The sequence below is a fragment of the Microbacterium sp. HM-570 genome (assembly GCF_054165885.1).
Genome location: NZ_CM135111.1, coordinates 899,110 through 911,550, shown reverse-complemented (window position 1 = coordinate 911,550; position 12,441 = coordinate 899,110). Strand labels below are relative to the sequence as shown.

Annotated in this window: 11 protein-coding genes; 9 read left to right on the top strand and 2 right to left on the bottom strand. The window is 68.5% G+C overall.

Translation table 11 applies throughout. The features are described from left to right. Positions 1–184: 184 nt before the first annotated feature. On the top strand, positions 185–784 hold the full coding sequence (locus ACT9TC_RS04275; RefSeq protein ID WP_458042185.1) for a gamma carbonic anhydrase family protein: 600 nt from the start codon (positions 185–187) through the stop codon (positions 782–784). A 17-nt stretch (positions 785–801) separates the two neighbouring features. On the opposite strand, the gene ACT9TC_RS04270 is transcribed toward ACT9TC_RS04275, so the two are convergent. Both ACT9TC_RS04270 and ACT9TC_RS04265 read right to left on the bottom strand, forming a co-directional pair. Then, positions 802–1,032 (bottom strand): hypothetical protein, encoded by a 231-nt coding sequence (locus ACT9TC_RS04270; RefSeq protein ID WP_458042184.1) that lies wholly within the window; start codon positions 1,030–1,032, stop codon positions 802–804. A 57-nt stretch (positions 1,033–1,089) separates the two neighbouring features. Continuing rightward, a complete protein-coding gene (locus ACT9TC_RS04265) occupies positions 1,090–3,765 on the bottom strand; it encodes a phosphoenolpyruvate carboxylase (RefSeq protein WP_458042183.1) in 2,676 nt (891 codons plus the stop codon). A 197-nt stretch (positions 3,766–3,962) separates the two neighbouring features. Here ACT9TC_RS04265 and nhaA point away from each other — a divergent pair, with 197 nt between their 5' ends. The 8 genes from nhaA to eno all read left to right on the top strand — a co-directional run bounded on the left by nhaA (position 3,963) and on the right by eno (position 12,337). Next, a complete protein-coding gene (gene nhaA, locus ACT9TC_RS04260; protein WP_458042182.1) occupies positions 3,963–5,165 on the top strand; it encodes a Na+/H+ antiporter NhaA in 1,203 nt (400 codons plus the stop codon). A 50-nt stretch (positions 5,166–5,215) separates the two neighbouring features. Next, positions 5,216–5,890 carry a MazG family protein gene (locus ACT9TC_RS04255; RefSeq protein WP_458042181.1) on the top strand — a complete coding sequence of 225 codons (675 nt, stop codon included), beginning with the start codon at positions 5,216–5,218 and terminating at the stop codon, positions 5,888–5,890. A gap of 193 nt (positions 5,891–6,083) precedes the next feature. Further along, entirely contained in the window at positions 6,084–7,370 is a 1,287-nt protein-coding gene (hisS, locus tag ACT9TC_RS04250; RefSeq protein ID WP_458042860.1) for a histidine--tRNA ligase, read from the top strand. 167 nt (positions 7,371–7,537) lie between these two features. Beyond that, positions 7,538–8,356 carry an SGNH/GDSL hydrolase family protein gene (locus tag ACT9TC_RS04245; RefSeq protein ID WP_458042180.1) on the top strand — a complete coding sequence of 273 codons (819 nt, stop codon included), beginning with the start codon at positions 7,538–7,540 and terminating at the stop codon, positions 8,354–8,356. Between the two features lie 85 nt (positions 8,357–8,441). After that, positions 8,442–10,079 (top strand): sodium-dependent transporter, encoded by a 1,638-nt coding sequence (locus ACT9TC_RS04240; RefSeq protein WP_458042179.1) that lies wholly within the window; start codon positions 8,442–8,444, stop codon positions 10,077–10,079. Next, a complete protein-coding gene (locus ACT9TC_RS04235; RefSeq protein WP_458042178.1) occupies positions 10,076–10,243 on the top strand; it encodes a MetS family NSS transporter small subunit in 168 nt (55 codons plus the stop codon). Before ACT9TC_RS04240 ends, ACT9TC_RS04235 begins: the two co-directional genes overlap by 4 nt. After that, entirely contained in the window at positions 10,243–10,941 is a 699-nt protein-coding gene (locus ACT9TC_RS04230) for an O-methyltransferase (RefSeq protein ID WP_458042177.1), read from the top strand. Before ACT9TC_RS04235 ends, ACT9TC_RS04230 begins: the two co-directional genes overlap by 1 nt. A 115-nt stretch (positions 10,942–11,056) precedes the next feature. Beyond that, positions 11,057–12,337: a phosphopyruvate hydratase gene (gene eno, locus ACT9TC_RS04225; RefSeq protein WP_458042176.1), complete on the top strand. Its 1,281-nt coding sequence runs from the start codon at positions 11,057–11,059 to the stop codon at positions 12,335–12,337. The last annotated feature ends 104 nt before the right edge of the window (positions 12,338–12,441 follow it).

Below are 12,441 nucleotides of genomic sequence, written 5' to 3'. Positions count from 1 at the left end.
CGCACGTTCGTGCGGTCCATTGCGTGACTTGGGGCGCCCGGGGCGCGGTGGGGCGTGGTGTCCCGCGCCCCACCGTGATTTCGACGCCCCACGTGGTGTGGGCGTGCCCGTTCCCGGCCGCGAGGGTGCCCGGGAACGCAAGCAGAGGAGGCGAGCGGGGAGGCGAGCGGAGTAGGTTGTGCGCATGCTGTTCGAGCACCTCGGGGCACGACCCCGCATCGATCCGACGGCAGTCATCGCCGAAACCGCCGTCATCTCGGGCGATGTCGAGATCGGCCCCGACTGTCAGGTCTTGCACGGCGCCGTGATCACGGCGGAAGGGGGCCCGATCACGCTCGCCGCCTGCGTCATCGTGATGGAGAACGCCGTCATCCGGGCCACATCGGCAGACCCCGTGCACATCGGGGATCACACGTTGATCGGTCCGGGCGCGACGGTGAGCGGCGCGGTCATCGGCTCCGAGGTGTTCCTCGCGACGGGCACACGCGTGTTCAACGGTGCGCGGATCGGCGACCGCTGCGAGGTACGGATCGGCGCGATCGTGCACCTGCGCACGACACTCCCGCCCGAGACCGTCGTACCGATCGCCTGGATCGCAGTGGGGCACCCGCTCGGGCTGTATCCACCCGACCGCCATGACGAGATCTGGGCGGCTCAGAAAGAGCTCGACTTTCCCGGATATGTGTTCGGCCTCGACCGAGCGACACCCGACCTGATGGTCCAACTCACCGAGCGCTACGGCCGCAGCCTCTCGCGCCACAGGCAGGACCGCCGCGTCGACTGACGCCGGACCCTCGTTCGTCAGGCCCAGTTGGCACCACAGGACATGCAGCGGAATTCGAGCGCGGGTTCATCTTCGTACAGCTCATCGTCACTGTTCTTGCCGCGACGGGTTTCTTCGCCGCGCAGCTCTTCGTCCCGGTCGAGCTCGAGGACGAACCATCTGACCTCCACGACCCGTACACGTGTGTCGTCGCAGACAGGGCAGATCTCGGCGGCGAGGTCGCTGACGTCTTCTCGTGTCTTGATCATGCGAACACGCTAGGCCGGGCCTCCGACATCCGTCCGACCGCCACGCGACGGCGAGGCTCAGCCGGTGTTCTGCAGGCCCGCCGCGACGCCGCTGACCGAGAGCAGAAGCAGACGCTGCTGTTCGGGATCCGCCCCGGAACCGATCGCGGCCGAGGCGCGCAGGGCACGCAGGGCACGCAGCTGCAGCATCGACAGCGCGTCGACGTACGGGCTGCGCATCTTCACGGCGCGCTGGAGCACGGGCTTGTTCGAGAGGAGTTCGCCGCCGCCGGTGATGCGGATCACCCAGTTGCGCGTCGATTCCATCTCGTCCAGCACGAGTTCGGCCAGTTCGTCGCGGTCACCGAGCGCCAGGTAGCGGCGGGCGATCCGCGGATCGGCCTTGGCGAGGCTCATCGCGACGTTATCGATCATCGTGCGCAGCAGCGGCCACTCGTCGTACGCCTCGCGCAGCAGCGCCTCGTCGCCGACGGCATCGAGCGCGGTGCCCAGGCCGAACCAGCCGGCGAGGTTGATGCGCGCTTGCGTCCACGCGAACACCCAGGGGATGGCTCGCAGGTCCTCGAGCGATTCCACCGACAGTCCGCGGCGGGCCGGGCGTGAGCCGAGCGCCAAGAGACCGACCTCTTCGAGCGGTGTGACGGTTGCGAACCACGGCGCGAATCCGGGTGCGCGGACCAGCGAGAAGAAACGCTCACGGGATGCGGAGTCCATCGTCGCCGCGACGCTCGCGTACCGCGAGGCTGCCTCTTCGTTGCGTCGCTCGATCGACGGGGAAGACGCCAGTAGCGTGGCCGCCGCGACCTGGTCGATGTGCCGCATCGCGATCGCCGGGTCGCCGTACCGGGCGAAGATGACCTCTCCCTGCTCGGTGAGCTTGAAGCGCCCCTCGACCGAGTGCGGCGGCTGGGCCAGAATCGCGCTGTTGGCGGGTCCGCCACCGCGCCCGAGCGCGCCGCCGCGACCGTGGAACAGGGTCAACTCGATGCCCTCTTCGCGTGCCCATGCGGCGATCGCGGCCTGCGCCTCATAGAGAGCGAGATTGGCGGCGACGGGTCCGACATCCTTCGACGAATCCGAGTAACCAAGCATGACCTCGAGGCGCCGTCCGGTGCTCTCGAGTCGTTCGGCGAACTCTGGGTGCGTGACGATCTCGGCGAGGATGCCCGGCGCCGCCTGCAGATCGGCGAAGGTCTCGAAGAGCGGGATGACGTCGAGCACCGGGGCCTTCGCGTCCGGTCCCACAGCGTAACGGGCGAGGCGCCGCACGTTCACGAGGTCTTCCGCCGACTGCGTGAACGAGACGATGTACCGTCCGGCCGCGCGCGGACCGAAGCGTTCTTGCACGAAGGCGACGGCACGGAAGACCTCGAGAACCTCCTCGGTCGTCTCGCTCAGCGCGCCCCCGGCCTCGAGCTCGGCGAGAGCCGTGCGGTGCACCTGCGAGTGCTGCCGGACCTCGAGCTCGGCCAGGTGGAACCCGTAGGTTTCGACCTGCCAGATGAGCTGCTGCAGTCCGCCGAACGCGTGGCGCTCCGCAGAAGCGGCGACGAGCGAATCCTGCACGACCCGCAGGTCGGTGAGCAGTTCGTCAGGGTCGCGGAATGCGAGGTCGGCGTCACGGGTGCGGGTCGCGGCGATGCGGCGGGCGAGCAGCAGCAGGATGCGTCGGTGCGGCTCGTTGGGCGAGCGCTTGGCGATATCGGCCGCGGCGTCTTCGTCCGCTGCGCGCAGTCGATTCCAGAGGGCGACGAGCGCCGGGCTCGGGGGAGTGGTGTCGGCATCCAGCGTCAGCGACCGGCCGACACGCGATGCGGTGCGCTCGAGGCCGAGCAGCACGTGCTCGGAGGCGATCGCGGCGGCCTTGCGGGTGACCTTCGCGGTGACGAAGGGGTTGCCGTCGCGGTCTCCACCGACCCACGAGCCGACCCGCACGAACGGGCGCACGATCGGTGCGCGGCGACCCGCCTCGGGACCCTGGAGTGCGTCATCCACGCGGCGGTACACGTGCGGCACCGCGGTGTAGAGCGTTTCGTCGAAAACCGCCATGATCGCGCGGACCTCATCGGTGGGCGAGGGCTTCTCGGCGCGCAGCGGCGCCGTGCGCCAGAGCGTGTCGATTTCTTCGAGGATGCCGCGGCGCGCCCGTCGCTCGTCGGCACCTCCATCCCGAGAAGAGTCGAGGGTCTCGAGCAGCGTCGCGATGCGCCGCACGGTCGAGGAGATCGCGCGGCGGCGGGCCTCGGTGGGATGCGCCGTGAAGACCGGGTGGAACCGCAGGCCCTGCAATCGGTCGAGGGCGGTCTCCTCGCCGACCTCTTCCGCGAGGCGCGCGAAGGCCGCTGCGATCGAGTCCGTCGCGTTCTCTTTCTCGGGACGCCCGTCGCGCTCCCGCAGCACGCGCACGCGCTGGTGCTCTTCCGCGAGGTTGACCAGGTGGAAGTAGCAGGTGAACGCGCGAGCGACCTCGTCGGCGCGCTCGACCGTGAAGGACTCGACGGTGGCCTCGGCACGCTCGAAGGCCTCGGACGTGGGGTCGGTGTACGCCTGGATCGTCGCGGCCCGCAACCGCTCGACGTCGTCGTACAGGCCGGGCGCGCCGCTCTCGCGGAGCACCTGGCCGAGCAGGGCACCCAGCATCCGCACGTCCGCACGCATCGACTGGGGCAATTCTTGACCGGCGTCGAAGCGCCCGACGAGATCGATTGCTTCGGTGGTTGTGGGTTCGGGCATGGTTTTCAGGGTAGTGCGGGAGTGTTACCGGTTCGTCACGCTGGGCTTCGGCGTACCGCCAGCGTGCAGGGGACATTGTCGGGGCAAGCGTTAGAGTGGACCACTGGTGTGCCGGGAAGTCTGGTCGGCGGTGGTCAAAGCGCGCCCACCGAACATCGCGGGTGAAACCGCGTGGCCCCCAACCCCGAAAGGACCCCGTGGCCCTCCTTCGTTCTGCACGATTCCCCGCAATCATCCTTCTGACGGCTGCCGTCGCGGCGCTGATCATCGCCAACTCCCCGCTCGGTGCGGGTGCAGAAGCCGTCAAAGAGACGTACCTGGGCATCCCGGGCGTGTTCGAGATGTCGGTCGGGCACTGGATCCAGGATGGCCTGTTGGTGGTCTTCTTCTTCGTCGTCGCGATCGAGCTGCAGTTCGAACTCACGGCGGGCGAACTCAACTCGGCGAAGAAGGCGCTGCAACCGGCGATCGCGGCCGCGGGTGGCGTGCTCATCCCGATCGTGATCTATCTGGCGTTCGCCGCGGGTTCGGATGCGTCGCGCGGATGGCCCATTCCGACCGCCACCGACATCGCCTTCGCCCTCGGGGTGCTCGCGGTGTTCGGCAAGGGATTGCCCTCCGGCATCCGGATCTTCCTCCTGGCTCTCGCGATTCTCGACGACATCGTCGGCATCCTGTTCATCGCGGTGCTCTTCACGACCGATGTCAACTTCGCCCTGCTGGGCCTCTCCGCCGTCCTCGTCGTGATCTTCGGCCTACTGAGCCGCCGCCTCGACACCCGCGCACGCGTGCCGATCGCCGCGATCCTGGTGGTGCTCGGCATCGCAACGTGGGTCGCGGTGTATCTGTCCGGCGTGCACGCCACGATCGCCGGCGTTGCGCTCGGCCTGGCCTTCGCGCAGGGCCCCGCCCTGCGCACGCGGCACACACTCGAGCCCTGGGTCAACGGCATCGTGCTGCCCCTGTTCGCGTTCTCGGCCGCACTCGTCGTCATCCCGATGGTGTCGCCCGCTCAGCTCTCGCCCGCCTTCTGGGGCATCCTCGTCGCACTCCCGGTCGGAAAGATCATCGGTATCTCGGTGTTCAGCTGGATCTCGTTGCGCCTCGCCAATCGCGGAGCGACGCCCCACCTGTCGTTCGCGGATCTTCTGGCTGCCGGAGCGCTCGGTGGCATCGGATTCACCGTGTCGCTGCTGCTGTCCGAGCTGGCGTTCGCCGGTGATCCGCTCGTCCGCGACGAGGCGACCCTCGGTGTGCTCGCGGGCTCCGGGGTCTCGCTGGTCATCGCGGCGGTCCTGGTGTCGCTGCGAGCACGGCACTTCCGTCACCTCGCGCACGTCGAGTCGGACGATATCGATGTGCCGCCGGCGTCGACGCCCACAGGTGGCCAGCTTGCCTGAGCGTTTCGCGGCGCCGGACATACGTTCGGCGCGTGGGGCAGGATGGGGCGATGGAGAGTCAGGACGCTGGCGCCGCGCGCCGTGCCGAGGCGCTGGCGGCAGCAGTCGAGACGATGCGGCTGGTCCGCGATCGGTGCGTCTGGACCCAGCAGATCACGCATCGCGATCTCGTTCCGTATCTGATCGAGGAGAGCGCCGAGCTGGTCGACGCGGTCGAGGATGGCTCGCGCGCGGAATTGCGTGAGGAACTCGGCGATCTGCTGTGGCAGGTGCTGTTCCACGCCGAGATCGCGGCACGCGACGCGGATGACCCCTTCGACATCGCGGATGTCGCCGACGGGCTGACCGAGAAGATGGTGCGTCGGCATCCGCACGTCTTCGGTGACGATGTCGCCGAGACGCCCGAGCAGGTGCTGGTGCTCTGGAACGCCGCGAAGGCGGCCGAGAAGAGCGAGCGGCGGAGTGTGCTGGATGGCGCGCCCTCGGGGATGCCGTCGCTCGCGTTGGCGCAGAAGCTGTTGGGCAAGGTGTCGGGACTGGTGCCCGCCCCCGTCGTGGCGCCCGTCACGACCGGCCCGGATTCCGAGGCCGAGCTCGGCGACGCGCTACTTGCCCTCGTGGTGCAGGCTCGGGCCCAGGGTTGGGATGCCGAACGAGCTCTGCGGGAGCGCTTGCGGACGCTCGAGTCCGACATCCGCGCCGCCGAGGCTGCCGGCCCCGCCTGACCTTCGTCCGCCCGCCGTCGTCGCGGCCCTGGGCCTGCTCGCCTGGCAGAAAAGGTGGGTCTGGAGGCGTCGAACTCGTAATTTCTGCCAGGTGAACGGATCGACGTGCGGGTCTGGGGCGGGCGCGCGCGAACAGGGCGGGCCGGGCGGATGAAAGGATAGGGCCGTGGCATCCGTGAACCCGCCGCGCGGCATGCGCGACTTCCTCCCCGCCGAAAAGGCCCGCCGCGAGCGTGTGCTCGCCGTCATCCGCGACCGCTACCGCGCGCACGGGTTCGACGAGATCGAGACACCCGTCGTCGAGGACTACGAGCGCCTACACGCGGGCATCGGCGGCGACAACGAGAAGCTCTCGTTCAGCATCCTGCGCCGGGGTCTCGACGCCGACGGCATCCGTGCCGCCGCAGACGACCCCGCCGCGCTCGCCGACCTGGGCCTCCGCTACGACCTGACCGTGCCGCTCGCCCGCTTCTACGCTTCGCATCGGGCCGAGCTGCCAGCCGTGTTCCGTGCCGTGCAGATCGCGCCCGTGTGGCGCGCGGAGCGTCCCCAGAAGGGCCGCTACCGCCAGTTCGTGCAGTGCGACATCGACGTGCTGGGCGATGCGACGCCCCGTGCCGAAGCCGAGCTGATCGCCGCGACGCTCGACACCCTCGACGCCCTGGGGCTCGCGGGAGCGACCGTTCGTATCAACGACCGACGTGCGCTGGATGGGATGCTCGCGAGCTTCGGCTTCGCGGATGCCGAGCGTGCGGGCGTGCTGATCACCATCGACAAGCTCGACAAGATCGGCCCCGACGGTGTGGCGGCCGAGCTCCGCGAGCGCGGCGCGACGCCCGCGGCCGTGGACGCCTTCGACGAATTCCTGCGCCGTCCGCAGACGTCTGACGCCCTGCCGTATGGCGAAGAGCAGATTCGTCGGGCTCTTCCCGAGGGGATCTCCGACGAGGTCATCCAACATCTGGTGGGTGTCGGAGAGGCTGTCGCTGCCTCTCGAGGCACTCTCGCGGCCGCAACGGGCACTCTCGCGTCGGGATCGGGCATTCTCGCGTTCGACCCCTTCCTCGTCCGGGGCATGGGGTATTACACGGGCACGATCTTCGAACTCGCGCACCCGAGCGTCGGCTATTCGCTCGGCGGCGGCGGACGCTACGACGGGATGATCGGCCGGTTCCTCGGCTCGGATGTCCCGGCAGTCGGATTCTCCATCGGGTTCGAGCGCATCGTCGATCTGGTCGAGGCGGGAGAGGATGCCGCGGCGACCGCGGTCGTCTTGGTGCACGACGCAGACGTCCCGGTCGCCGAGCTGCTCGCCCTCAAGGCGTCGTTCGTCGCCGAGGGCGCGCGCGTGCGGCTCGAGCGTCGGACCAAGAACCTCAAGCCGACCCTCGAGCGCGCGGTGTCCGATGGATACACCGCCCTCGCGACGGTCGCGACCGGGGCGACGGCAGCCACGATCGAGCTCAAGCCCTTGAAATAGGCGCGCTGTCCAGACGCGGACGCCCCGGTCACTGAGCCTGTCGAAGTGGCGCGGCCGGCCCGTCTATGCCTGTCTGCTCCCTTCGACAGGCTCAGGGAGCGATCGCGGAACGCACGCGTCGCTCGCGCGACAGACGGCGTTCACCTCGCCGGGGTGTGATCGCGGGTATGAGCCGCTCCCGCGTCGCCCTGAGGGTCGGTGGATCGCTCGCTCTCGTGGCGGTCGCGAGCTTCGGGGTCGCGGTTGGTGCGCGGATGCTTCTGACGCGCCAGGCGGCTGTCGCCCGGCGGCGGATCGGTAAGCCGCTCGGCGAACTTGCGCCGCGCTCGGATCGCGTGTGGCGCAAGCAGTTGCCGGGTCGCCCGGTCGAGTTGCTCGTCCTCGGCGATTCGATCGCGGCAGGTCTCGGGGCGGACCGCCGCAAGGACACGCTCGGCGCCCGTCTCGCCAAGGGCCTGGCGGGGCGCATCGGCCAACCCGTGCGGCTCCGGACCGCGGCCATCGTCGGCTCCGAATCGTCCGCGCTCGCGGAGCAGATCGACGGGCTGCCCGAGCGGTACGTCGCCGATGTCGCCGTGATCGTGGTGGGCGGCAACGATGTGACCCACCGCATCCCCGTATCGGTGTCGGCCGAACATTTGCGCACGGCGATCATGCGGCTGCGCGCACGCGGCATTCCCGTCGTGGTGGGCACCTGCCCTGACCTCGGGGCGCTCCGGCCCGTGCCCCAACCCCTGCGGATACTGGGATCGCAGATGTCCCGACAACTGGCCGCAGCTCAGGCCGCGATCGCCGAGAAATCCGGCGCGACCGCGGTGTCGCTCCGCAGCGCGGTCGGCAGGGTGTTCTTCGAGCAGCCCGACGAGATGTTCGGTGTCGATCGCTTCCACCCGAGCGCACTCGGTTATGGACGCACTGCCGAGGCGCTGTTGCCGGTCGTCGTCGCCGCCGTGGAAAGCCGGAGCGCGGTGCCCGCCAGAGTGTGACGCAAGCCCTCGCGACGGCGGCGATGCGGCTGATAGCGTGCTCACCACGAATTCCGGAGATCGAAACTCACAACGCGGGAGCAACATGGCGCGGTTCGAGAAAGACCAGCAAACGGATGCCGGAGCGACGACACCCGATGACAGGCCTCGCGAACAATGGACCGGTCAGGTCGGGTTCATCCTGTCGGCAATCGGGTCCGCCGTCGGGCTCGGCAACATCTGGCGCTTTCCCGGCGTCGCGTACGAGAACGGCGGGGGTGCATTCCTCGTGCCGTACCTGATCGCGCTGCTCACGGCGGGCATCCCGATCCTGTTCCTCGATTACGCGATCGGCCACCGCTTCCGCGGCGCCGCGCCCACGGCGTTCCGTCGTTTGGGTGGCAGATCGGGCCGATGGCTGGAATCGCTCGGATGGTTCCAGGTGACCATCGCCTTCGTGATCGGCCTGTACTACACCGTCGTCATCGCCTGGTCGCTGAGCTTCTTCGTCTTCTCGTTCGACCTCCGCTGGGGCGACGACCCGGCCGCGTTCTTCACGGGGGAGTACCTTCAGACGGGTGACCCCGGGTTCAGCACGGAATTCGTGCCGGGCGTGCTCATTCCGCTCGCCATCGTCTGGATCCTGGCGATCGTGGTCCTCGCCGCCGGTGTGGCCAAAGGACTGCAGCGCGTGAACGTCATCGCGCTCCCCGTCCTGGTGATCGCGTTCCTGATCCTGGTCGTGCGCGCGCTCTTCCTCGACGGCGCAGCCGAGGGCCTCAACGCACTCTTCACCCCCGACTGGACGGCGCTCGCCGACCCGAACGTCTGGATCGCGGCGTACAGCCAGATCTTCTTCTCCCTGTCGATCGCGTTCGGCATCATGATCACCTACGCCTCGTACCGCAAGCGCCGTTCGAACCTCACGACTCCGGGTCTCGTGGTGGCGTTTTCCAACTCCTCCTTCGAGATCCTCGCGGGCATCGGTGTCTTCGCGACGCTCGGGTTCTTCGCGTTCAGCCAGGGCGTAGCGATCGACGAACTCGAGGGGCTGACGGGCGTCGGCCTGTCGTTCATCACGTTCCCCGCGATCGTGTCGCAGATGCCGGGCGGGCCGATCTTCGGGTGCCTGTTCTTCGGGTCGTTGACCCTCGCCGGGTTCACGTCGCTCGTGTCGGTGCTGCAGGTCGTCTCGGCTGCGGTACAGGAGAAATTCGGACTCTCGACCCGCCGCGCCGCGCTCTCCGTCGGTATCGTCTCGGCCATTCTGTCGATGCTGATCTTCTCGACGACAACGGGGCTCCTCGCGCTGGATGTCGTCGACCAGTGGGCCAATAACATCGGCATCGTGGCATCCGCGATCCTGACGACCGTGCTCGTGCTGTGGGTCGCGCGCAAGGGGCCCGAGCTGCGCTACCACCTCGACTCCCTCTCAACCTTCCGCGTGGGTCGTGTTTGGCTGCTGCTCGTCAGCGTGCTGGCGCCGCTCGTGCTCGGTTACATGCTGATCTCGCGCATCGTCGTGCTGATCACCGAGGGGTACGGGGGGATGCCGCCCTGGTACCTGCTCGTCTTCGGCTGGGGCACGGTGCTCGTGCTCGTCGTCGGCGCGGTCGTGCTCTCCGTTCTGCGGTGGAAGCGCTCGCCGGATGACTTCACCGCGTGGCCGGAGTATCCGCCCGCGAGCGCCAGACGCGCCGCGCCGGGCGACACGGCGGCCCGCGCGAAGGGAGCACGGTCATGACCCCGCTGGCAATCGCCTTCCTGGTCCTGTCGATCCTGATCGTCTGGGGCGGGTTGACCGCGAGCATCCTGTTCCTGCGTCACCGACCCGAACTCGCCGAATATCCGCCGGGTGGGGTCGACGATGACCGCGAGGCCGCCGGCATCATCGAGCACGACACCTGATGGCCGAATCCACCCCCGCGAACTGGCGAAGCGCCGACGATTACCTGGTCGACACGCTGGTCGGACACGACGCGGCGCTCGAATCGACGGTGGCGGCTCAGAGCGCGGCGGGGCTTCCCGCGATCGAGGTGGCACCGGTCGCCGGGAAGCTGCTGCACCTGCTCGCACGGATCGCGGGCGCGCGACGCGTGCTCGAGATCGGGACGCTCGGCGGGTACTCGACCATCTGGCTCGCCAGGGCGCTCGATGAGAACGGTCGCGTGATCACGATCGAGGCGGAGCCCCGCAATGCAAAAGTGGCGCGTGTCAACATCGACGCAGCCGGCGTGGGGCAGCGCGTGGAGATCCTCGTCGGGCGCGCCGCGGAGGTATTGCCCACGCTTGTCGGAGCTGAGTCATCGGCCACCGAGCCGTTCGATCTGGTCTTCATCGACGCGGACAAAGAGTCCAACACGATCTACCTCGACTGGGCGGCTCGGCTCGGTCGACCGGGCACCGTCGTCGTACTCGACAACATCGGACGCGAGGGCGACATCGTCGATCCGCACACGACCGACCCCCGTGTCGCCGGCACGCGCGCTGCCCTCGAGATGCTGGGTGCCGATGCGCGTTTCGAGGCGACGGCGTTGCAGACGGTGGGGCTGAAGGGATGGGACGGATTCGCCCTGGCGGTCCTTACGGGAGCATCGGCGCCGTAACGCGGCGTGAACGACGAGCGCACGCCCTGTGCGGGAGCGACCACCTCGCTAGACTGACGGAGGACCGACGACGCTCCGAACACCACCCGCAGTGCACGAGCAAGGAGTCAAACACGTGGCACTCATCGAGGCAGTAGGCGCCCGCGAAATCCTCGATTCGCGAGGCAACCCGACAGTCGAAGTGGAGGTGCTGCTCGATGACGGAATCGTTCAGCGGGCTGCTGTTCCCTCCGGCGCATCCACCGGAGCGTTCGAAGCGTACGAACTGCGCGACGGCGACAAGAGCCGTTACGGCGGCAAGGGCGTTCTGAAGGCCGTCGATGCCGTGATCGACGAGCTCGGCCCGGCCCTCGAAGGCATCGAAGCCAGCGAGCAGCGCATCGTCGACGAGATCATGATCGACACCGACGGCACCGAGAACAAGAGCCGCGTCGGCGCCAATGCCATCCTCGGCGTCAGCCTCGCCGTAGCGAAGGCCGCGGCCGACTCGGCCGACCTGCCCCTGTTCCGCTACCTCGGTGGCCCGAACGCGCACGTCCTGCCCGTTCCCCTGTTCAACGTCATCAACGGCGGATCGCACGCCGACAACGGCATCGACATGCAGGAGTTCTTCCTCGCGCCGATCGGTGCCGAGACGTTCTCCGAGGCCCTCCGCTGGGGCACCGAGACGTACCACGTCCTCAAGGGCGAGCTGCTGAAGGCCGGCTACGCCACGGGCCTCGGCGACGAGGGCGGCTTCGCCCCCGACCTCCCGAGCAACCGCGAGGGCCTCGACTTCCTCATCACGGCCATCGAGAAGGCCGGATTCAAGCCGGGAACCGACATCGCCCTCGGGATGGATGTCGCCGCGACCGAGTTCTTCCGCGACGGCGCCTACGTCTTCGAGGGCAAGAACTGGACAGCCGAGCAGCTCACCGACTACTACGTCGAAATCGCGAACGCCTACCCGATCATCACGATCGAGGACGCCCTCGCCGAGGATGACTGGGACGCCTGGAAGCACCTCACGGAGAAGCTCGGATCGAAGATCCAGCTCGTCGGCGACGACCTGTTCGTGACCAACCCCACCCGCCTGGCGGATGGCATCAAGCGCGGCGTCGCCAACTCGCTGCTGGTCAAGGTCAACCAGATCGGAACGCTCTCCGAGACGCTCGACGCCGTCGACATGGCGCACCGCGCGGGCTACACGACGATGTTCTCGCACCGCTCGGGTGAGACTGAAGACACCACGATCGCCGACCTCGCCGTCGCGACCGGCTCGGGTCAGATCAAGAGCGGCGCGCCCGCCCGCAGCGAGCGCGTCGCGAAATACAATCAGCTTCTGCGTATCGAAGAAGAGCTCGGCGACGCCGCGGTATTCGCGGGTCGCTCGGCCTTCCCCCGCTACCAGGGGTAACGCACCGAAGCAGCAGTGAAAGAGGGGGGAGACATGGCGAAACGACCGGCTCCCCCCTCTTCCGCTTCCCGGCCTTCCGCTCCTCGCGGCTCGACCCGCCGTCC